20 protein-coding genes are annotated in these 20,603 nt (G+C 48.9%); 13 read left to right on the top strand and 7 right to left on the bottom strand.

Annotation, left to right across the window (positions count from 1 at the left end; translation table 11 throughout):
* Window positions 1-35: 35 nt before the first annotated feature.
* Genes ACR8BL_RS07255 through ACR8BL_RS07240 form a run of 4 tightly spaced genes read right to left on the bottom strand, consistent with a single transcriptional unit; the run spans window position 36 to window position 5,164 of the window.
* Window positions 36-1,142 (bottom strand): YheC/YheD family protein, encoded by a 1,107-nt coding sequence (locus ACR8BL_RS07255; RefSeq protein WP_434751976.1) that lies wholly within the window; start codon window positions 1,140-1,142, stop codon window positions 36-38.
* Window positions 1,142-2,515 (bottom strand): YheC/YheD family protein, encoded by a 1,374-nt coding sequence (locus ACR8BL_RS07250; RefSeq protein WP_434751975.1) that lies wholly within the window; start codon window positions 2,513-2,515, stop codon window positions 1,142-1,144. The genes ACR8BL_RS07255 and ACR8BL_RS07250 overlap by 1 nt, the downstream gene beginning before the upstream one ends.
* A 52-nt stretch (window positions 2,516-2,567) precedes the next feature.
* A complete protein-coding gene (locus ACR8BL_RS07245) occupies window positions 2,568-3,767 on the bottom strand; it encodes a YheC/YheD family protein (protein ID WP_434751974.1) in 1,200 nt (399 codons plus the stop codon).
* A gap of 29 nt (window positions 3,768-3,796) precedes the next feature.
* Window positions 3,797-5,164, bottom strand: coding sequence for a YheC/YheD family protein (locus ACR8BL_RS07240; protein ID WP_434751973.1), 1,368 nt, complete (start codon window positions 5,162-5,164; stop codon window positions 3,797-3,799).
* A 233-nt stretch (window positions 5,165-5,397) separates the two neighbouring features.
* Between ACR8BL_RS07240 and ACR8BL_RS07235 the strand changes: the two genes are divergently transcribed.
* The 3 genes from ACR8BL_RS07235 to ACR8BL_RS07225 all read left to right on the top strand — a co-directional run bounded on the left by ACR8BL_RS07235 (window position 5,398) and on the right by ACR8BL_RS07225 (window position 7,683).
* The gene (locus ACR8BL_RS07235) at window positions 5,398-5,745 is read left to right on the top strand and encodes a YlbF family regulator (RefSeq protein ID WP_434751972.1); all 348 of its coding nucleotides are present in this window, start codon (window positions 5,398-5,400) and stop codon (window positions 5,743-5,745) included.
* A gap of 113 nt (window positions 5,746-5,858) precedes the next feature.
* Window positions 5,859-6,146 (top strand): hypothetical protein, encoded by a 288-nt coding sequence (locus ACR8BL_RS07230; protein ID WP_434751971.1) that lies wholly within the window; start codon window positions 5,859-5,861, stop codon window positions 6,144-6,146.
* A 202-nt stretch (window positions 6,147-6,348) separates the two neighbouring features.
* Window positions 6,349-7,683: a DRTGG domain-containing protein gene (locus tag ACR8BL_RS07225; protein WP_434751970.1), complete on the top strand. Its 1,335-nt coding sequence runs from the start codon at window positions 6,349-6,351 to the stop codon at window positions 7,681-7,683.
* 149 nt (window positions 7,684-7,832) lie between these two features.
* On the opposite strand, the gene ACR8BL_RS07220 is transcribed toward ACR8BL_RS07225, so the two are convergent.
* From ACR8BL_RS07220 to ACR8BL_RS07210, 3 genes are all read right to left on the bottom strand, one after another.
* Window positions 7,833-8,153, bottom strand: a complete 321-nt coding sequence (locus ACR8BL_RS07220; protein WP_434751969.1) for a YtpI family protein — start codon at window positions 8,151-8,153, stop codon at window positions 7,833-7,835.
* An 88-nt stretch (window positions 8,154-8,241) separates the two neighbouring features.
* Entirely contained in the window at window positions 8,242-8,730 is a 489-nt protein-coding gene (locus ACR8BL_RS07215) for a hypothetical protein (protein ID WP_123067379.1), read from the bottom strand.
* 26 nt (window positions 8,731-8,756) lie between these two features.
* On the bottom strand, window positions 8,757-9,086 hold the full coding sequence (locus ACR8BL_RS07210) for a YtrH family sporulation protein (protein WP_090920214.1): 330 nt from the start codon (window positions 9,084-9,086) through the stop codon (window positions 8,757-8,759).
* A gap of 173 nt (window positions 9,087-9,259) precedes the next feature.
* On the opposite strand from ACR8BL_RS07210, the gene ACR8BL_RS07205 reads away from it, so the two are divergent.
* The 10 genes from ACR8BL_RS07205 (at window position 9,260) to ACR8BL_RS07160 (ending at window position 20,507) form a co-directional block, all read left to right on the top strand.
* Window positions 9,260-9,487: a hypothetical protein gene (locus ACR8BL_RS07205; RefSeq protein WP_434751968.1), complete on the top strand. Its 228-nt coding sequence runs from the start codon at window positions 9,260-9,262 to the stop codon at window positions 9,485-9,487.
* Window positions 9,420-9,653 carry a hypothetical protein gene (locus ACR8BL_RS07200; RefSeq protein ID WP_434751967.1) on the top strand — a complete coding sequence of 78 codons (234 nt, stop codon included), beginning with the start codon at window positions 9,420-9,422 and terminating at the stop codon, window positions 9,651-9,653. The genes ACR8BL_RS07205 and ACR8BL_RS07200 overlap by 68 nt, the downstream gene beginning before the upstream one ends.
* Window positions 9,654-9,814: 161 nt before the next feature.
* A complete protein-coding gene (locus tag ACR8BL_RS07195) occupies window positions 9,815-14,110 on the top strand; it encodes a DNA polymerase III subunit alpha (protein ID WP_434756627.1) in 4,296 nt (1,431 codons plus the stop codon).
* A gap of 516 nt (window positions 14,111-14,626) precedes the next feature.
* Window positions 14,627-15,115: a phosphatidylglycerophosphatase A family protein gene (locus ACR8BL_RS07190; protein WP_434751964.1), complete on the top strand. Its 489-nt coding sequence runs from the start codon at window positions 14,627-14,629 to the stop codon at window positions 15,113-15,115.
* A gap of 284 nt (window positions 15,116-15,399) precedes the next feature.
* Window positions 15,400-15,588, top strand: coding sequence for a glutamate decarboxylase (locus ACR8BL_RS07185; protein ID WP_090920220.1), 189 nt, complete (start codon window positions 15,400-15,402; stop codon window positions 15,586-15,588).
* Between the two features lie 342 nt (window positions 15,589-15,930).
* Window positions 15,931-16,824: an acetyl-CoA carboxylase, carboxyltransferase subunit beta gene (gene accD, locus ACR8BL_RS07180; protein WP_434751963.1), complete on the top strand. Its 894-nt coding sequence runs from the start codon at window positions 15,931-15,933 to the stop codon at window positions 16,822-16,824.
* Window positions 16,825-17,928: an acetyl-CoA carboxylase carboxyltransferase subunit alpha gene (locus ACR8BL_RS07175; protein WP_434751962.1), complete on the top strand. Its 1,104-nt coding sequence runs from the start codon at window positions 16,825-16,827 to the stop codon at window positions 17,926-17,928.
* Window positions 17,929-18,034: 106 nt separating this feature from the next.
* A complete protein-coding gene (pyk, locus tag ACR8BL_RS07170) occupies window positions 18,035-19,462 on the top strand; it encodes a pyruvate kinase (protein WP_434751961.1) in 1,428 nt (475 codons plus the stop codon).
* A gap of 132 nt (window positions 19,463-19,594) precedes the next feature.
* Window positions 19,595-20,101, top strand: a complete 507-nt coding sequence (locus tag ACR8BL_RS07165; RefSeq protein ID WP_434751960.1) for an acyl-CoA thioesterase — start codon at window positions 19,595-19,597, stop codon at window positions 20,099-20,101.
* Between the two features lies 1 nt (window position 20,102).
* Entirely contained in the window at window positions 20,103-20,507 is a 405-nt protein-coding gene (locus tag ACR8BL_RS07160) for an FxsA family protein (protein WP_090920522.1), read from the top strand.
* Window positions 20,508-20,603: the final 96 nt, after the last annotated feature.

Genomic DNA, 20,603 nt, shown 5'->3' with positions numbered 1-20,603 from the left:
ACAATCACCTTCTTTGTATTCAGTATTCCTGTCCGTCATCGTACAGACTGGCGGGCAAGATAAGCGCTGTACTGGAAAATGCGTTCCAGTGAACGCCGTCTGATCTGTGGTTCATCAAATTTCATCGGTTTGGCATTGGCTTCAAAAAACCAGAGCTCGCCCAGATCATCCACGCCGAGATCCATGGACATTTCACCCAGCGTATGTCCCGAGCCACGCTCAACCTGTCTTGCAATCGTCAGTGATGTGGATTTCACCCTCTTCATCAGAGCCGTGGCTACCTCTTCTCCAAACAGTTCGGTGAGCAGCTTCTCCGGGTCTTCTACACTGCCGCCGCGAGGTACATGAGTTGTAATGCTGCGCGAGCCTGCGAGCCTTGCTCCGATTCCAGTCACGCTCCACTGTCCCTTGCCATTCTTCTGCACAAGCACACGAAGGTCAAAAGGGCGCTTGTGAGAGGAAGCCAGCTCAATGCCTTGCTGCATGATATAGGGCGTGTGTCCGGTTTCCTTTCGAATACGTGCCCATAACTTGGATAACGTGGCCGCTTTGTACGTCATACTCTTCCGGGTATTCTGTATTTTAAGCCGGTAAGGCAGTTTTTCTTTTTCCTGAAATTTGAGCATCATAATGCCTTTTCCTGCTTTTCCGCTCTCTGGCTTGAGATAAAGATAAGGGTATGTTTGCAGTACCTTGCCGAGTGAAGAGGCACTGCGCATCCGCCGAGTGTGAGGAATCAGCGGCTGGGTGGACTTGGATTTTTTCAGCCATTCGAACAGATTCCATTTATTGAAAAAAAACGGATTATACAGCTCAATGCCGGATTGCAAACATTCTTCTATTTTTCGCTGAACCGAAGGCTTGCGCTCATCTTCCCGGTTAGGAATACGGTTATACAACACATGAGGGAGGGGGAACGGCTGCGAAGTCCATTTGCCGCTCCCTTTGTTGTACGTATATCCTTTCACGGTAGGTCCAGTCACATTAAAATCCCGAACGGTAACGATATAAACGACATACCCCATGCTTTCACCCGTTTGCAGAATATCCTGAAAATTTTGATGATTCCCTCTAAACATACGCTGTTGATCATGCATGGTGAGCACGGCGATCACAGGTTTGAAATCATCGTGAAGGCTCATCAAATGCCTTCCCTCTTCCGGAATTTGCTCAAATACAGGCAATGCTCCAAAATGTGTTCCACCGACGATTTGCCCTCCACCCGGAGTGAAGGGTGACGGAAGATGGAGCGTCCGGGTTTGGCGTTCGCTTCGAACATCCATACATGTTCCTCCTGATCAATGCCCAGATCAAAGCCAATCTCACCAATCAGATGCTGGTGCTGGGATTCAATCGCCTGGGCCAGTGTAATAGCGACAGATTTCGCCTGCTGCAGAACCTCGCCCGCTCGTTCCCCGAAATTGCGGCTAAGTGCCTGTTCAGGGGTCATTAGAGAGCCGCCATTTTTGATGTGGGTTGTGACACTTCCTCGTCCTGCCTTTTTGGCGCCAATGCCGACAACGACCCACTGATTGTTCCCATTTTTGTGCATATGGAAACGAAAATCAATAGGGCAATCGTCAATTTCGATCAGTCGTATTCCCTGTTGAACGACATAGCCGCGTAACTGTTTGCCATGTCTGCCTTGAAGCATGCGCATCAGACTATTGAAAGAACCGAAGCGCAGCAAGGCGTTACCACCTTTTTTGCGATAACGTGCAAAATATCCACGTTTGGGCGAATAGGTCAAACGGTAGATCCCGTTTCCGAGGCTGCCTGCGGTTGGTTTATAATAAACGAACTGATGCCGCTCAAGCATTTCCTTCATCTGTTCGATCGTAGGGTTGGTGATGGATTCAGGGATGTAACGCCCTGCGGTCGGCTCGTTCTCCAGCAATTTGTAAATATCCGATTTGTTGAAGAAACTCCAGTTGAAGAAGGGAATTTTGCGGCGAATAAAACGTTCCCGAAGCTGATTGATTGCCGGTGAGAAGTCGGAGCGCCGGCTGGGCAAACGGTTGTAAACAACATCGGGCAGCGGAACCGTCCTGCGGATGAAACTTCCGCTCTCATTGAGAAAGTAACCGGAAACCGTCTCGTTCTGCCAGTTGATATCCCGCGGAGTGAAGGCATAGATATAGGATTTGCGGCTTCCTTCACGAAGCAACTGCTTGATGAAACCTGTACGTGAGCCAAAAGGGTTGGAGCTTGATGATGAACCGTCGGATAGCACTCCGATGAGTGGACCCAGCTGCACTTCATCATTCTGGAGGTTACGAAGATAAATGCTACCCCGTTTGGGAACGTTCATTAAATTACGGATGCCTGATGCCAGATACAGATGTTTCCCGGCTTTGCGAATGGGTTTGATGGTGGCTGGCACGCGATCACGCCCGAAACGCAGATGTATCGTCTTTTTGCCGGACAGATTGAGACTTTTCATTAAAGCATTAGATACGTACACCACTTTTTCGGGTTTTTGGGTGAAATGCAGATTACAAAAGGTCAAACTCATGATTTATCCTCCTATCCTGAAAAAGATCCTTGTGCTCCATGGCAAACGGGCATTACAGGCCTTCGCCGCCTGGAATCGGGATGCGTTTCAGGCCAGCTTTGCTGGATGAATTCGGCATTTTCAATGGACGTGAGACGTCCGCGAGAACATGTTGTTGCAACAGATAACGGGCGTAAGCAAGCGGTTGTGTATACGTCAGGGCATGCATGCGTGTGTCATCTGATTTGGCAAATGAGGTGCGGCCTGGTTTTGAATTCACTTCAATCAGCCACAACCTGCCACCTGAATCCGTTCCAAAATCTAGACCAAGTTCTGCAAGTCTGCCGAAACGGCTCTCCAGCAGCGGAGGAATGAGTGCGGCAGAATGCCTGATTTGCTGCAGCAACGAAGCTGCCTGTTTCTTACCATATCGTTCAGTGAGGTATGCATCAGCAGGATAAGCATGACCCCCGCCGTGAAGATTCGAGGTTAGAGAGCCTTCGGCTCCTTCCCGAACCATGCATCCGGTCAGCGTCCAGTGGCCTTGCCCGTTTTTTTGAACCAGCGCCCGGATATCAAATGCTCTTCCAAGGTGGCTAAGCTCCAGATAAGGCTGCACAATCAACTTTTGTACAGCCTGATGTGATTCCAGCCAGGAAGATACGTCCGTCGCTTGATGAAATGTCATATTAAAGTGTTCGTTGCCTGTATTACGGCCTTCCGCGATCCAGACAGATGGCTTATCTCCCATGGATAGACGAAAGGTGTTTTTGCCATGAGTTCCTGCTGCGGGTTTGAAAAAAAGACCTTTGGGCCAGCGGGCAAGCCATATTTCCCAGGGAATAGACGAGCTGACCCGGGAGGTTGGGGCAAGAAGTCCCCGAAGCGTATTTGACTTGGATAACACGCGATGGACTTCCCATTTGCCAGGAAGTGCGGTGGACCATGAACGCTGTCGAAGACTACTGACATGAGGTAAATATTGTTCCAACTGTTGCCTTGTATTTCTGGAGAGCGGTCGCAGGCACCGATTCATCACCAGACCAATCGTTGGAATACGAACAGCTTTCCATTTCTTCTGATGATAGGTATATCCTCTGATAATGCTGCCCTCACCAAATGGGGACGGTATCGGGATGACGATGATTCGCAGTCCATACCTGGGACTTTCCACACAGAGCTGGCGGCAGAAGTGTTCATCTGCAAAGGGAGGTGAGCCTTCTGCTTCACGAACCAGAATAGCGATGGTGAAGTTCTGCGACGATGTAAACATGTTGCTGCACCTCCTTCTTGGGATAAACTTCAGAATCCGGCCAGATATGTGGAGTATTCAAGCATAGCTTTGACCGAAGGGCGAATCTTGCTTTCGCTCAATGGTGTATTATCATTTTTGGATGGTTTTGAATTCACCTCAAGCAGCCACACACGTCCACTCGTGTCTAGTGCCAGATCGATACCGAGTTCGCCAAAATGGGCTGGAATGGCACTCTCAATGCCTTTGGCGATATCCAGCGCAGCTGTGTGCAGTCCTGCATATGCCGAAGCTTTGGCAGCACTGGATAGCTGTGTTTTGGCTACGGCTTCTTTGACGGTGCTGAGGCTTCCGCCTCGCGCCAGATTGGAGACGTAATGACTCCCGCCTGCGATACGAGCGACGATGGAGGTTACGCTCCACTTGCCCGTTTTGTTCTTCTGCACAAGCGCACGGAAATCAACGGGTCTGCCGCTGTTATCAATCAGGGTCAGCCCCTGCTGGATCTGGTAACGCGTTGTTTTCATTTTTCCAGACATACTGGCATACAGTTTATCCAGGGAAGCATACGTTTGTTTGCGAGTACCTCCGACACTTGTCGCCAGCGTCAGATAACCTCCTTCTGGCTGACGGGAAACCCGGATAATGCCTTTGCCAAGTGAACCACGCACCGGCTTCAAAAAGATGACTGGATAACGTTGGCACATGGTCTTAAGGGTCGCTGATGTTTTGAGCAGATGGGACTCGGGCAGCACCCGTTTGAGTGTCGTGATGGACTTAAGTGCGTCAAACACCTCATTTTTGTCCAGAAACTTTTCATTAAAGGTGTGTGTGCCGTAGAGCGATTTTACTTCTTTCATAAAATGCTGTACGCTAGGTTTGTTCTCGAGTTTGCGGGACGTCAGCCGGTTATTGACAACATCTGCAATAGGCAGAATGGTCTTTTTCCAGCCGTCATCATACACCCAGCCTTTCATGTAGCCGGTTACTGCTCCGATGTCCTCCGGTGTGAAAAAGGATACATAGGCGCCCTGCTTTCGGCAGGCATGCACTAATTCCTGGCAGAACATTGTAATCGAGCCAAAGGGCCGATCGGGCTGATCGGGGTAATCCTGGCTGACCATAACGCTGATATAGGGTCCCAGGCGAAGCGTATGACTGGAAGCACGGTAAGATACCCTCAGGACCGAACGGGGGACAAGGCCGGTTTTGCTGGCTACCGTCTGATTGAGTCTTAATCCGTCATACCGGGGAACCGGAATTACAGTAACTTCACGGCGGTACGAACCGAATTGCAGCTGAAGAGGTCTTCCTGAAGGAATCTTAAGTGCTTTGAGAACCCCTTCGCCCAGCATGATGACGTCGTCCTGCAGGATGCCCGAGCCGGTAACCTGTATCGTTACTTTTTTAGTGGACATCACGGATCTCCTTCCGGGCGGCAGCTTGATGTCTGATCTTGAAGTTGAACGGCATCTGAACATGGCATGTGCTTCATCATATGAGGACATATACCCCTTGGTGATTGACCTACCCGGAATTAAATGTGTTTGATTTGGGGCGTTTTTGGGCGGCCTGATCCAGAACCTTTTGTTTAAGAGCATAGAATGCGTGTTCTTGCAGGGATGAACAACCAATTAGAGGAGGAATTATAATGATTATTTATGACAAAGCGAATGATCTGGCAAAAGCACTAAGAGAGAGCAGTGAGGTAGAGGAGATTACCTCTGCAATGAAATTGATTGAAGCTGATCCGGAGGCCAAAGCGATGCTGGACAACTTCCGTAACCAGCAGATGGAATTACAACAACGCATGATGAGCGGAGATATGCCGGCGCCAGACGAGATGGAAAAAATGGAAAAGGTGTTTGAGGTATTAAGTCTGAACCTGAACATCCGCCGCCTGTTTGATGCAGAACGTCGCCTGAGTGTAATCATTGAGGATGTAAATAAAATTATTGCAGACAGCCTTGCTCATCTGTACGGCGGAGCAGAAGCTTAAGGTATTAGCTCAATAAGCATGAGTACTGACTTGTCCTGTTTTTTTCTCTAAACCTCTCATATTACCTCTGAATCGTTCATAGACTAGCTATATATGGAACGAAGGAGCTGTGAATGGTGAAGAGGTTGAAAAAGACAAAACATGTCATCTACCTGTTGATTGCATTGTCGATGCTGGTGATTGCGCTCCCGCGCATTTCCTTTGCTGGCGGAATGGACTGGGTTAATATTTTTGGCATCGTGTGGGTGCTGTTCTCCCTGTTAATTGTAGGTGCTCACCTGCATTTCATTCTGGGTGTGGACGAGGAGAAGAAACGTGCGCTGGAAGCGATACGCCGGGCGAAGCTGCGGCAGTGGGAGATGAAGCTGCTGGACAAGCAGGAGCGGAGCAAATCGGTGTGAACTGGGTAAGACCGGAATCCTTGAATCAAGGGGTTTCGGTCTTATTTGTGTATTTCAGCAGAGCACCCATGATCGGATTCTTCATGATAGAAGTGAGATGTTTTTTTGCCTGACAAGTTCAGGTGCCAGATGGGGTTATTTTCCTTAGGTCGTGTTATAATAGATACAGTATAGTACAGATGCAACCTCGGGGGTGGTACAGATGGACGGACAGGAAGAGAATGTCACGAAGCATGAACAGCTTCTACAGCATATTGAACAATTGAAGGTAGGCAGCAAAATTTCGGTGCGCGGGCTTGCGCGTGAACTGGGAGTAAGTGAGGGAACAGCATATCGTGCTGTCAAAGAGGCGGAGAACTTCGGACTGGTCGTGACGAAAGAGAGAATCGGGACGGTGCGGATCGAGAAAAGACCTCGGGGCATGTCGGAGCAGCTGACCTTTGCAGATGTTGTTACTATAGTAGAAGGACATGTGCTGGGCGGTAATGAAGGACTAGGGAAACCATTGCACAAGTATGTGATCGGGGCGATGAAGGAGCAGGCGATGGCACGTTACATTGATGCCGGAAGTTTACTTATTGTTGGTAACAGGGAAGATGCCCACTCCTTGGCACTGGAACAGGGTGCAGGCGTATTGATTACGGGTGGTTTTGGTACAAGTAGGGATGTGAGGATTATGGCAGATGAACTGGGACTGCCGATTATATCCTCCAGACATGATACCTTTACGGTAGCCTCCATGATTAACCGTGCCATCTTTGACCGGCTGATCAAGAAAAAAATTATGCTGGTGGAGGATATTATCGGTCAGAAACCTCGCCTGCAGGTGCTGAAAGTGACGAGCTCCGCGTCGGATTTTCATATGTTAGTGTCAGAGACGGGGGAGCACCGCTTTCCGGTTGTGGATGAATGGAATCGAGTTATCGGGATTGTGAGTCTAAAGGATGTCAGTGAGTTGCAGGCGGAACAAAGTATTGAAAAGTGTGTTGTTCGTCGCCCGATTACAGCATCGCTGCAGACCTCTCTCGCTTCCGCCGCGCAGATCATGACTTGGGAAGGAATTGACTTCCTGCCGATCGTCGATCGCAACCGCAAGCTTATTGCTTCGGTTACACGCAAGGAAGTGTTGCAGGCTATGCGTGATGCACAGAAGCAACCCCAACTTGGAGAAACATTTGACCATCTGATCTGGAACGGATTTGCGGAGGAACGCGGAGATCAGAATGAACTACTGTTTCATGGCTTCATTATTCCTCAGATGGCGACGGATCTGGGGACGATCTCGGAAGGTGTGCTGCTGAATGTCATGACACAAGCTGCACGTAGAGCAGCATGGGACGTCACGGGCAACGACCATGTGGTCGATAACGTAACGACTTATTTTGTCCGCCCAGTGCAGATTGAGGATCAGATTATGGTGCGCCCCATGATTCTGGAGACAAGCCGCCGGACATGTAAAATGGATATCGTCATTACTCGCGAGGGCAGTGTGGTATGCAAAGCCGTCATGACGCTGCAATCCATAGACCACGCTTAGAATAAATGCGTATATGTTGTGCAAACCGATCGTTTGAAAACCATAGCCACGCACATCAAAAAAAGAGAGCTTATCGCTCTCTTTTTTTGCCAATATGTTGTCCAAATCTGATTTGTAACGAAATCCTTAGGATTGTGCGAAGATTCAGACTAAGCAGGTGAGTCGCTGGAATGTTGTTTAAGCCTTGCATAGTAACTGCGATTACGAAGCCCGGCAAATACGTTATAGGCACCCATGACCAGGAAAAGCGCTTCCACAATGACAGATAACGTAGAACCAGTGAAAACAAACATCAGGATCAGTGCGAGAATGATGAGCATGCAGCCCATCCAGATATTCGTCCAGGAACGATACAAACCCGCAACATGGTTGTCGTGAGCCCGGCGTGAACGAATGCTGTTCAGCGCAGAATAGATCATAGCGATGGCGAAGAAGGCGATCAGTACATACTTGAATACTTCGATCAACACGCAGAAGCAACTCCTTTTCTGAAAAAAGACTCCCCTTATTGTATCATGTGCACATGCAGACAAGGGCAGTTTTTTGCAGTTTTCGGAATTATGCGGGAACATGCATGCGAATCTGCACCCAGACTTGCAAAACGCCTTCCATGACAAGCATCGTTTTGACCTGAACGGAGTACTCTTTTTCTCTGACTTTGTAAATTTTCTGGTTAAGCATAATGCGTGTCATTTTGCTGTATTCGTCGATGTTAAAAACATCTCTGCCTCGCAGGACTTCAAGCTCGTCCCCGAGTTTTTGCAGCATTAACTTCAGCGAAGCCTCGTCTGGGCCTTTGTCCGATTCTTCGGCACGAACTTTGATCTCTTTGATGACCGTTTGGCGTTTACTGTATTTTTTCAGTGTTTTGATATCTTCCTCATTCTGGTGCAGCTGAAGCTGCAGCTCCTGATTATTCAGCCACAGTTTGTTGTAACTAAGATGAAAAACACCGTTATAAACGACACATCCAGCGATCATTCCCAGCACAAATACGGCAGTCATGCGCATCAGCGGGCGGTAACGGGAGAAGGGAGGCAGTCTCATGCGGGGTCATCACGGGTCATCTTCATCTACCCCCGGCCTCCACCGCACACCCATTTCACCAGTTCGGTTCCCATATGTGCACCCATAAAGGCTGAGATCAGATACAGGATTTGTTTGACTGCCGGTGACAGGTTCCCATCCAGAAAATTACTCTCAATCACACGCATCGGGTCGATCGTACCGCCTACAGCGGCAGCGAGTGCCCATATTTTGATCTTGCCGGAAATATCGAGCATCGTTTGGGTGGGAGGCTGGAGAGAGATAACGGCCCCTATACCTCCAATCATCGCGCCGCCCAGCACGATTCCGAATGCAATAAAAAAGTCAAGAATGGCTTTGGATAAAAAAGTGCTCACCCGTAACACCCCTTTCAGACCCAGCAGTTTACCTCCTGTCTTTGCTTAGCAACAGGGGAAGCAGCTTGTACTTCTAATGTATGGGCGAGCCCCCTGACGTTATGATAAAATGTCGATAAAAAAGTGTAGTGAACGAGGGCAACACGTTACGGGTATAACAGGGGGACAGAGCTATGGAGTTTGAAGCGCAATACGGATTGTTATTCAGGGATTGGACGCTGGTGCTGCAACATGCCAAACAGATTCGTTTATTGACAGATGAGCAGTATGCCATAAGAAGTGTGGATACAATCGGTAGACCTACGGAGAACACAGATATACAATTTATTCTTGGTGTTAGCGGTGAAGGGGAAGTTGCTGGCGTGGGAAGAGCGAATTGGACTGGTATGGAAAACAAATGAATATAACCGGGACGAGGATTTTGCTCGCCTTATCGGTCTCAGTTCAGATGAGAGGCTTGCTGGTACGCTACATCTCGGATATCTTCCAGATGACGCAATCTCTCGTTCCGTGAGCAGAAAACCGGCACAGCAACTCATTACCTGGATTCGTCAGGATGACATATAAGAAGTACACCGGACTTGTATTAAGAGATGTGCAGATATTATGATATATCTGTTACCTCTCTTTTTTTTTGTTTTTTGTCAGAAGTCTTGGATTATTATCGTACATCTTTTATGTATACACTTTTAATAGAATGTTTCTAGCGGGAAAGGAAGTAAAAAAACATGAGTTCTTTTGTGCATTTGCATGTTCACAGTGAATATAGTTTGCTGGACGGCGCTGCGCGTATTCCGGATCTCGTGGATAAAGCCGCAGATCTGGGAATGACGACACTTGCGCTGACCGATCATGGCGTGATGTATGGTGCTATTCCATTTTATAAAGCCTGCATAGCACGGGGAATTAAACCGATTATCGGCTGTGAAGCATATATGACGGCGGGTTCTCGTAAAGAACGGGGGAGCCGGAAGGATCAACCGATTCATCATTTGATTTTGCTGGCGAAGAATATGACCGGTTATCGTAACCTGATGAAGCTGTGTTCCATTGGACATCTGGAGGGTTTCCATTACAAACCGCGTATCGACATGGAGAGTCTGGCAGCGCATCATGAAGGGATTATCTGTCTAAGCGCCTGTTTGGGCGGCGAAGTTCCCCAACATCTGTTACATGGACGTGAGGAAGAGGCACGCCGTGCGGCAATGCGTTACAAAAACATCTTTGGCTCCGATTTTTATCTGGAACTGCAGGATCACGGGCTGGCTGAGCAAAAAAGAGTCAACCCCCAACTGATCAAACTCGCAGCTGAACTGGAAATTCCACTTGTGGCAACGAATGATGCCCATTATTTATCGGAAGACGATGCAGAGTTGCAGGACGTGCTGATCTGTATCGGAACAGGTAAAACCGTTGACGACGAGACACGTTTGCAGATCGGAACGAACCAACTGTTCTTGAAGAGCGGAGAGCAAATGGCTCGCCTGTTCCCTCATGTGCCGGAGGCCATCACCAACACGGTGCGTATCGCAGATTCTTGTGAACTGGAACTGGAGTTTGGCAAATCTATTTTGCCGGAATATCGTCCGTTGCCTGAAGGTCTAAGTCCATCGGAATATCTGCGTCAATTGTGTGAGGAAGGCATGAACGCACGTTATGCCAATTCTGATCGCTGGAACGATGAGGTGCTCCGAACAGAGCTGGATCAACGGCTGGACTATGAGCTGCGTGTTATCGACAGTATGGGGTTCTCGGATTATTTCCTGATTGTGTGGGATTTTATCGCTTATGCGCACAAGCAAGGCATTGTTACCGGGCCAGGTCGGGGTTCATCGGCAGGAAGTCTGGTTGCGTATACGCTGCGTATTACGGATGTGGACCCGATGAAATACAACCTGCTCTTCGAACGGTTCCTGAATCCGGAGCGGATATCCATGCCCGATATTGATATCGATTTCAGTGATGAGCGGCGTGATGAGGTTATCGATTATGTGGCAGAAAAGTACGGCAAAGCCCATGTTGCACAAATTATTACATTTGGTACGATGGCCGCTCGGGCAGCTGTTCGTGATGTTGGGCGGGCACTGAATGTACCCTATGGCGAAGTGGACAAGGCTGCGAAGCTGATTCCTGCACAGCTGGGTATCAACATTGAGCGTGCAATGGAAGCTACGCCTGAGCTGAAGATGCTCTATGAAACGAAACCCAAGACACGTGAGCTGCTGGATATGGCGATGAAGGTTGAAGGCATGCCGCGTCATGCTTCCACGCATGCTGCGGGTGTTGTCATTTCCAGGGACCCTCTGACAGATGCTGTACCCCTGCAAGAAGGTAGTGAGGGCACAGCGTTAACGCAGTACTCTATGGAGAATCTAGAGTCCATTGGGCTGCTTAAGATGGATTTTCTCGGTCTGCGCACGCTCTCCATTATTGAACGATGCTTGCGTTGGATTGGGGAGCGAGCAGAAGTCCCCGATTTTACACAGATTGCTGACGACGACCCACTTACGTATGAGATGCTGGGACGCGGTGATACGATGGGGATATTTCAGCTGGAATCTGCCGGAGTACGCCGTGTGTTGAAGGAAATGAAGCCAAGTGTGTTCGAAGATATTATCTCCGTACTGGCGTTGTATCGTCCAGGTCCAATGGAGTTTATCTCCAAATACATTCAGGGTAAGCATGGTCAGATTGAAGTGGAATATCCACATGATGATCTGGAGTCGATTCTGAAAGATACGTACGGCATCATTGTGTATCAGGAGCAGATCATGCAGATTGCATCCCGTATGGCGGGCTTTTCCTTGGGAGAAGCGGATTTGCTTCGCCGAGCTGTTTCCAAGAAAAAACGGGAAGTGCTCGATCTGGAACGAGGCCACTTTGTCCAGGGCAGTCTGAAACAGGGATATAGCGAAGCAGAAGCAGACCTCGTCTACGATATGATCGTCAAGTTTGCGAACTACGGTTTTCCGCGTGCTCACGCAGCCGCATATGGCGTGCTTGCGTTCCAAACGGCATATCTGAAGGCCCATTATCCCATCCATTTCATGGCCTCCATGCTTACTGCTGTTATGGGCAGCCATCGCAAGGTAGCCGAATATGTAGTTGAATGCCGTCACATGCAGATTGATGTGCTTCCGCCAGATGTGAATGAAAGTGGCATTTTGTTTACGCCTGTTTTTACTTCATCTGCTGTGCAGGAGAAGGGTGAAGTGGGGGAATCGGGCAGTATTGAACAAGATAGTCGGAACAAGCTTGGAGAACCAGCAGAGCATCCTGAAACACATGAAGCTAGCCAAACCCGCGATGATGTTTCTCATGATAACTATGGTGAACATGCGGAATACGAGGATGCTCCGTTACCGGATGATCCTGGGCCTCTGCCGGATGATCCAGAAGTTATAACGAAATTCGAGGGGAATGGATACGGGAACGATTGGCAGGCTGTGTCCGTTATGCCTGACTCGGAAGGATCCGGGCATCGGTTAGATCCGGGTCTGGTACGTGTTTCCGCATCGGATTCTGTGCAGGATCAGGAAGAAACACAGGTTCCTGATGGGGTGCATCAGACCGAGTATGCTCAATCTGATGATGAGGTACACAACGAGAAGCGCGATCAGATGCAAGATGATGTGAACGACCAGAAACCTGATCAGGTACATGGAGAGTTTGAGGTAAGGGCATCTGGACATTCCTCAGGTACGGATCAGAATGCAACTTCTGCTCAATTGAAAGCGACTGAATTAAGCGGTAAAGACAGCGAAGCGGTCACCCTATGGTCGTCGGGAGCCATTCGTTTTGGACTGGCTGCGGTGAAAAATGTAGGTACACAGGCCATGGAAAGCATTATGGCTGTTCGGCAGGAAAAACCGTTCGATAGCCTGCTCGATTTTTGTCGCCGTGTTGACCTGAGGGTGTGCAACAAACGTGTCATTGAATCGCTGATTCAGGCGGGGGCGTTTGACAGCTTGCCAGGACACCGTGCTCAATTGCTGGCGATGTTAGATGAGACGGTTGAAGCGGCTCTGAAATGGCGTAAAGAGCGTGAAGACCTGCAGATTCAGTTATTCGACTTTGTGGAGACACCAAACTGGGAGATTGAGTATCCTGAGATTCCCCCGTTTTCGACGAGTCAGCAGTTGGAACTGGAACGTGAGCTGCTCGGTCTGTATCTCTCCGGTCATCCACTGGATGATTACGAAGATGTGCTCGCATCGAGTGGAGCTGACCGGATCATGGAATTAACGGAGGCGGCGGACGATACGATGGCCGTCGCCGCAGGTATGGTGGTGTCTGTGAAGTCGATTACGACGAAACAGGGCAAGGCTATGGCGTTCATGGAGCTGGAAGACCAGGTGGAACGCTGTGAAGTCGTCCTCTTTCCCGAGGTATGGCGGCGGAGCCATCAGCATGTCGGGAAAGGTGAACTTCTCGTCGTGCGTGCCAAGGTGCAGCAGCAGGACGAGGGTTTTAAGCTGCTGGCTGAGGAAGTGTCGCCGCTGACACCGGCGGCACTGGAACAGCAGCTGCGCAGCCGCGACCGCCGCGGTAAGCCCGGCAGCGGCAGCGCTCCGCGCCCGGCGCAGGCGGCTTCGCCGCAGCGGCCGGCGGGCGCGGGAGCCACAGCGCAGCGCAGCAGCGCAGGCGGTGACGCTTCCGCAGCGCGCGCAAGCGGAAGCCGTGCCCCTGCCGCGACGCGCAGCGGGGCAGGCACAGGCGCCGCAGCCAGCGCAAGCGCGGGCAGTGCAGCGCCAGCGGCTAGCGCGGCGGAGCAGGGCCGCGCGCCGCGTGGGGCCGAGCAGCGGGTGTTCGTGAAGCTCACCCCGCAGGCCGAACAGCCCGAACTGCTGGCGCGCCTCAAAGAGCTGCTCCAGCAGCACCCCGGCCCGGTGGCGACCGTGCTTTTCTACGAGCAGCAGCAGAAGCTGCTCGCCCTGAGCGACGCCTACCGGATCAAACCTTCACCGGCACTGTTCTCCGAAATGGAGAAGATGCTTGGTGAAGGCACAGTCAAAATCAAATAAAAGCTGAAGCGGTTATCTCCACCTTCAGCAGGGGATGTTCGCAGTTCACATCATAGAACTGCGGACATCCTTTTTTTCTATATAAAGGCTCTATTTGTAGGATCTTATTCCTGTATCCCTTCTATTCAAGCGTAGACGATCACCAGGCGGTGTATGTTGCGCAAATATACATTTCTTCAATTGGAACGATCGTGAGAACCATTATTACGGTGAAAAACAGCAAAATACGGCAAAAAAACTTATGTTATGAGGGATTATCGTCACATTGGTACGTTAGAATCTGATGATGATTTGGAAGGGAAAAGCATGGCTATGTTTCGTTAGCTATTCTATTCAATTTTGTACAACTGTGTATGTACACACGAACGAAGGGAGTATGGGTACTGGGGGACAAGGCAGCTTGCACTCAACCTGTACATTCGCACAATTTATGAACATTTTGGAAGTTCTCTGCATACACTTGAGAACACCGAAGAACCTTGAGGTTCTCGGGGGATTGATGCGGGAGGTCGAGATATGTCATATGAGATCGCGGAAGCTATGCTGGCCCGGCGGGGTGTACAGATTGATGCTATCGCAGAAATTGTATATCGTTTGCAAAAAGGGTACCATCCGGAATTGACCATGGACGACTGTGTAACCAGCGTGAAATCCGTTTTGCAAAAAAGAGAGGTACAGTATACACTGTACACCGGTATTGCGCTTGACGAACTGGCTGAAAAGAAACTTCTGCCCCAACCGCTGCAAGCCATTATGGAAGCGGATGAGTCCTTATACGGAGTGGACGAGACTCTCGCTTTAGGAATAACACATGTGTATGGCATGATCGGTCTGACCAGTTTTGGATATCTCGACAAAGAAAAAATGGGTGTTATTCATGATCTGAACGAACAAAGGTCGGCGGTTCATGTGTTCCTGGATGATCTGGTCGCAGGTCTTGCGGCTGCTGCCTCCGCTCGGATTGCACACAAAAATATTAAAGCCAAGAAATACACTTCTGACTGATAAAATCCATTATTTCCATGTAGATCGTTCGGTTGTTTCTTCAACCCGTTTCAGAGAATCAGGGGCGGCTATGGCTGCCCTGGAAGGTTTTGTCCTATTTAAAAAGTCTGCGAATTTTATCACATCCCTATGACCTTCTCGCTTGCCAAACAGGGATCAATGTCCCGAATCATCCGATTTTCTCCCCAAAGGTCTTGAACCCTTCCTTGCAGAAAAAAACGGAGGTATGGTATCATTAGTCCAATATACGGGCTCTGAACATTAGCTTAGGGGGCGGACATGGCATGTGGACGGTGATTTACATTGCGCCGACAGCAAAGGTTGCGGACAAGATCAAGACCAAGCTTTCGGAAGAAGGTTTTCTGGTACAGACCCGTCCCATTAGTTTATCCAAGCAGCAATATGAGATTCGCGTCCCTTCTGGGGAATTGGAAGAGGTTCAGGAAGTATTGAATTCCATTCTGCATTCCTGATTCACTCGATATTGAAGTGCCTTGGCAGATAACAAAAAGTACCACCGGTACATAAGGGACTGACCGCGGAAGCGGAAAGAGGAATCGACTTGCATGTGTGTTATGCTGCTGTCCTTCCTTCTTTTTTTGTTAATTGGTTATTGCAGGTAACATCAATCGTGCAGGAGAAACCATTGATTCTTACCTTGTATCGGCGGATTTTTTGTTGTGAATGCTGGTCAAGGTCTAAGGCTTTGCATGAGTTATAAGCGTAAGCGGTTTACCGCAGCATGCAGATCAAGCTGATTGATACAGCGGACTGTGGCCTGCGGCCATCAAATCATTGGCTGGAGAGGTGTAGTTGTGTTCAAAGATATATTCCAAAAGAAACGGAAGTACGCTACCATACCTTCCGAGCGTGCAATTCCAGGTGAACGTCAGGAAATCATTGAGCGCCCAAAACGTGAAATACCTGAAGGGCTCATGAACAAGTGCAGCAAGTGTGGCACCATTCAATATAGCAAGGAACTGGAGAAAAACCTGAAAGTATGTCCGGCCTGCGGTTACCATATGCGTCTTAACGCCATGGAGCGAATTGCAATGGTACTGGATGAAGAAGGTTTTATTGAGTATGATGCCGATATGGTTTCGGTTGATCCGCTCGGATTTCCCGGTTATAGTAGCAAACTGGAGCAGCAGCGTCTGAAATCTGGTTTGAAGGAAGCCGTTATAACAGGAGAAGGCACGATTGAGGGTCTACCTGTTGTGGTTGCTGTAATGAGCTTTGATTTCTTCACAGGCAGTATGGGTTCTGTAGTCGGAGAGAAAATCACCCGTGCGGTTGAACACGCCATTGAGAAGAAGCTGCCTTTAATTGTTTTCTCTACTTCAGGTGGTGCACGGATGCAGGAGAGTATTCTGAGTCTGATGCAGATGGCTAAAACAAGTGCGGCTTTAGCACGTTTGGACGAGCAAGGCGGGCTCTACATTTCCGTGATTACTGATCCGACGACGGGCGGGGTTTCGGCTAGTTTCGCGAGCCTTGGCGATATTATTATCGCTGAACCTGGCGCTGTATTTGGTTTTGCGGGCAGAATTGTTATCGAGCAAACGATCCGTCAGAAGCTGCCGGATGATTTCCAGACCGCCGAATTCAACCTGCAGCATGGCCAACTGGACATGGTCGTTCACCGGAAAGAGCTTCGGTCAACCCTCGGTAAGCTTCTCGATATGCACAGTGAAAAGGGAGGGGTCTAAATGGCGGGTAGTTTGCCATATGAAGCGCCTCTGATTGAGATGCGCAAAAAAATTGAAGAACTCGTTCAATTTGGACAGGAAAAGGGTATTGATTTTACCGAAGAGATTGCCCGTTTGGAAGAACGTTATCATAGACTGGAAGAAGAGATTTATACCGGCATTACAGCGGCTCAGAAGATGCATCTGGCACGTCACCAGCAGCGGCCAACAGCGCTGGATTTGATCCAGCTTATTTTTACCGATTTCACCGAATTGCACGGTGATCGGATGTTTGGTGACGATCTTGCGGTTGTAGGCGGACTGGCCAAGCTGAACGGACAAACGGTAACGGTTCTTGGGCAACAGCGCGGAAAAGACACAAAGGACAACATCGCCCGCTTTTTTGGAAGTGCTCACCCGGAAGGGTTCCGTAAAGGGCTGCGTCTGATGAAGCAGGCTGACAAATTTGGCCGCCCGATTATTACGTTTATAGATACTAAAGGAGCGTATCCGGGTAATACTGCGGAAGAGAGAGGTCAATCGGAAGCGATTGCTCGCAATTTGATGGAAATGGCTAAGTTATCGGTTCCTGTCATTGTCGTTGTCATTGGTGAAGGTGGAAGTGGCGGTGCTCTCGCTATGGCTGTAGGTAACCGGGTACTCATGCTCGAACATGCCATATATTCGGCGATTTCTCCGAATGGTGCGGCTTCAATTCTCTGGAAGGACGCATCCAAGGCAGATCAGGCGGCTGAAGCGATGAAAATTACTGCGAAAGACCTGCTGGAGATGGAAGTGATCGAAGAGATCATCTCTGAACCACGTGGCGGGGCTCACCAGGATTACGATACAGCTGCGGCAGCGATATCAGAAGCTCTCATTCGTCATTTGGATGAGATGAAAGGCTGGAGTGCGGAGAAGCTCAAGCAGGATCGTTACGATAAATTCCGGAAAATTGGCTCAGTAACCTTTGAAGCGCCAGCAGCTGAGGTAGAACCTGCTCGAGAAAGTGAATCTCTAGTTGAATTAGAATCACAATCCGGGTCAGAATCATTCGAGGCAGAAGCATCGGAAGAGCCGTTAAAGGCAGAGCCTGTGAAAAATTTGTCGGGAAATGCAGAATGATGTGACGAATTTCCTATACAAATGATCAAAAGTATAGTAAATTTAATAGTTGGAAAAAGAAAAATAGAGATATAAAGTTAGACCTTAAAATCGGAGGAAACCCAAAATGCGCAAAACGAAAATTGTATGTACGATTGGCCCATCCAGTGAATCCCTGGAGAATACCAAGAAACTGATTATGGCTGGCATGAACGTAGCCCGTCTGAACTTCTCCCACGGTGATTTCGATGAGCACGGCGGACGGATCGTAGCGATTCGCCAAGCATGTGAAGAGCTGAACAAAACCGTAGCAATCCTGCTGGATACCAAAGGACCGGAAATTCGGACAGGTAAACTCGAAGTTGAGCCAATTGAATTGGTTCAGGACGAGTACATCACTTTGACAACAGAAGAAATTCTGGGAACCAAAGATCGTCTTTCCATTACGTATGCAGACCTTCCTAAGGATGTTGAAGCAGGATCTACAATTCTGATCGACGACGGTCTGATCGGACTGACTGTGGTAGAAGTACAAGGTACTGAAATCAAATGCCGTATCGTTAACGGTGGTTCAATCAAAAGTAAAAAAGGTGTTAACGTTCCAGGCGTTGCGATTTCCCTGCCAGGTATCACTGAAAAAGATGCTAACGATATCGTATTTGGTATTGAGCAAGGTGTGGACTTCATCGCAGCTTCTTTCGTTCGTAAAGCAAGTGACGTACTTGAAATTCGTGAATTGCTCGAGAAACATAACGCAGGTCACATCCAAATCATCTCCAAAATCGAAAACCAACAAGGTGTTGACAACCTGGACGAAATCCTTGAAGTGTCTGACGGTCTGATGGTTGCTCGTGGAGACCTGGGTGTAGAGATTCCTGCAGAAGAAGTGCCACTGGTTCAAAAGCGCATGATCGAAAAATGTAATGTTGCAGGTAAACCGGTTATTACAGCTACACAGATGCTGGATTCCATGCAACGTAACCCGCGTCCGACTCGTGCGGAAGCAAGTGACGTAGCCAATGCGATCTTTGACGGTACAGATGCAATCATGTTGTCTGGTGAGACAGCTGCCGGTAAATATCCGGTAGAATCCGTACTGACGATGTCCCGTATTGCAGAAAAAGCAGAATCTGCTCTGCCTTACCAAGAGCTGTATCTGAAACAACGTGTTGCACAACAGACAACCGTTACTGAAGCGATCAGCCAATCCGTTGCTCTGTCCGCTCAAGATTTGAACGCAAAAGCGATCATCACTTCGACGGAATCCGGACACACGGCACGTATGATCTCCAAATATCGTCCAGAAGCTCCAATCATCGCGGTGACTACAGAAGACAGAACTTCCCGTCGTCTGGCACTGGCATGGGGTGTAACTCCAGTCAAAGGCAGATTGGTAGATTCTACGGATGCACTGTTCGAAAATGCTATTGAAGGTGGCGTGAAGTCCGGTCTGGTTAAAGAAGGAGACTTGGTTGTGATTACAGCCGGTGTTCCTCTGGGCCGCTCCGGTTCGACGAACCTGATCAAAGTAAGCCAAATTCCGAACAACGCTTAAATCTAGTGCATAATTCGGAAAGCAACAGGAAAGAAGCAATGGGGCCTTATGTCCCGTTGCTTTTTTTCCATCTTCATGACACGATTCTGCCATTTCATGCGTATGAATGGTAGAGCCAAGGAGGCTGAGTACGTGCAAAAAGAAAGTAATAGTAACTGGTATACAGCCCGTCTTCGTGTACGTTACCAGGAGAGCGATCAGATGGGGGTTGTCTATCATGCGAACTACCTGAACTGGTTCGAGATCGGCCGTACCGAGATGATTCGCCAAATGGGGTATACATATCGTAAAATGGAAGAACAGGCACTGTTGCTTCCTGTAACCGGTCTGGATGTGAAGTATCATAAACCGGCGCGGTACGATGACGAGATCATCATTTTCACTCGAATCACTGCTTTTAGCGGCCTGCGCCTGAATTACGAGTACGACATAAGACGTATGCCTGCGGAACATGATGTTTCACTTGCTATCGGTGAACGGGTTTGGGCACATGATGAATCACTCCCAGGTGAACGATTGGTGACAGGCTCTACCCAGCATGTGTGGGTGAATACAGACTGGAAGCCAGTTAGACTGGATAAGGTCTCCTCGGAGCTATACAGCGCGCTTGAAAAGGTGTGGTTTTCAGGAAAGGAGTAACATATCAATGCGAAAATGGATGTGGGCTTTACTTTTATTAATTCCGGTGATTGAGCTGTTTGGTTTCATTCTGATGAGTGATTGGATCGGGGCCGGAAAAACATTGCTTCTTATGATTCTCACGTCCTTGATTGGTATAGCCATGTTGCAGTTTGAAGGGCGAAAGGTATTGATGGATGCCAAGCAGGAGATGGAGCGCGGTAAGGTGCCTGGGCGGAAAATGGTCGATGGTCTTTTTGTTTTTGTCGGCGGATTCCTGCTGTTGATCCCTGGTTTTGTTACCGATCTCATCGGTTTTACGTTAGTATTTCCATTAACACGTCCAGTATATCGGTTATTCTTCCTGGGCTGGTTGGAGAAAAAGATGAGAAATGGCAGCATTACATTTTATCGCCGTCCGAAATAAGAGAGCATCTATCTCGTTTAAACCAAAAGTCTCCGTTCCTGCAGGCACCTTCTGCTTGGAACGGAGACTTTTTTTGTATTAGTTTAATCCGAACAC

It is taken from the genome of Paenibacillus amylolyticus (genome assembly GCF_051136285.1).
Lineage (GTDB): Bacteria > Bacillota > Bacilli > Paenibacillales > Paenibacillaceae > Paenibacillus > Paenibacillus amylolyticus_F.
The sequence above is the reverse complement of the archived record's forward strand: the minus strand, read 5'-3'. Positions and strand labels throughout refer to the sequence as shown.

What these genes read in the sequence shown, in the direction of transcription:
- ACR8BL_RS07255 (WP_434751976.1), bottom strand. Translation starts at nt 1,142, where the DNA reads ATGAGCCTTCACGATGATTTCAAACCTGTGATCGCCGTGCTCACCATG.
- ACR8BL_RS07250 (WP_434751975.1), bottom strand. Translation starts at nt 2,515, where the DNA reads ATGAGTTTGACCTTTTGTAATCTGCATTTCACCCAAAAACCCGAAAAA.
- ACR8BL_RS07245 (WP_434751974.1), bottom strand. Translation starts at nt 3,767, where the DNA reads ATGTTTACATCGTCGCAGAACTTCACCATCGCTATTCTGGTTCGTGAA.
- ACR8BL_RS07240 (WP_434751973.1), bottom strand. Translation starts at nt 5,164, where the DNA reads ATGTCCACTAAAAAAGTAACGATACAGGTTACCGGCTCGGGCATCCTG.
- ACR8BL_RS07235 (WP_434751972.1), top strand. Translation starts at nt 5,398, where the DNA reads ATGATTATTTATGACAAAGCGAATGATCTGGCAAAAGCACTAAGAGAG.
- ACR8BL_RS07230 (WP_434751971.1), top strand. Translation starts at nt 5,859, where the DNA reads ATGGTGAAGAGGTTGAAAAAGACAAAACATGTCATCTACCTGTTGATT.
- ACR8BL_RS07225 (WP_434751970.1), top strand. Translation starts at nt 6,349, where the DNA reads ATGGACGGACAGGAAGAGAATGTCACGAAGCATGAACAGCTTCTACAG.
- ACR8BL_RS07215 (WP_123067379.1), bottom strand. Translation starts at nt 8,730, where the DNA reads ATGAGACTGCCTCCCTTCTCCCGTTACCGCCCGCTGATGCGCATGACT.
- ACR8BL_RS07205 (WP_434751968.1), top strand. Translation starts at nt 9,260, where the DNA reads ATGGAGTTTGAAGCGCAATACGGATTGTTATTCAGGGATTGGACGCTG.
- ACR8BL_RS07195 (WP_434756627.1), top strand. Translation starts at nt 9,815, where the DNA reads ATGAGTTCTTTTGTGCATTTGCATGTTCACAGTGAATATAGTTTGCTG.
- ACR8BL_RS07190 (WP_434751964.1), top strand. Translation starts at nt 14,627, where the DNA reads ATGTCATATGAGATCGCGGAAGCTATGCTGGCCCGGCGGGGTGTACAG.
- ACR8BL_RS07185 (WP_090920220.1), top strand. Translation starts at nt 15,400, where the DNA reads ATGTGGACGGTGATTTACATTGCGCCGACAGCAAAGGTTGCGGACAAG.
- ACR8BL_RS07175 (WP_434751962.1), top strand. Translation starts at nt 16,825, where the DNA reads ATGGCGGGTAGTTTGCCATATGAAGCGCCTCTGATTGAGATGCGCAAA.
- pyk (WP_434751961.1), top strand. Translation starts at nt 18,035, where the DNA reads ATGCGCAAAACGAAAATTGTATGTACGATTGGCCCATCCAGTGAATCC.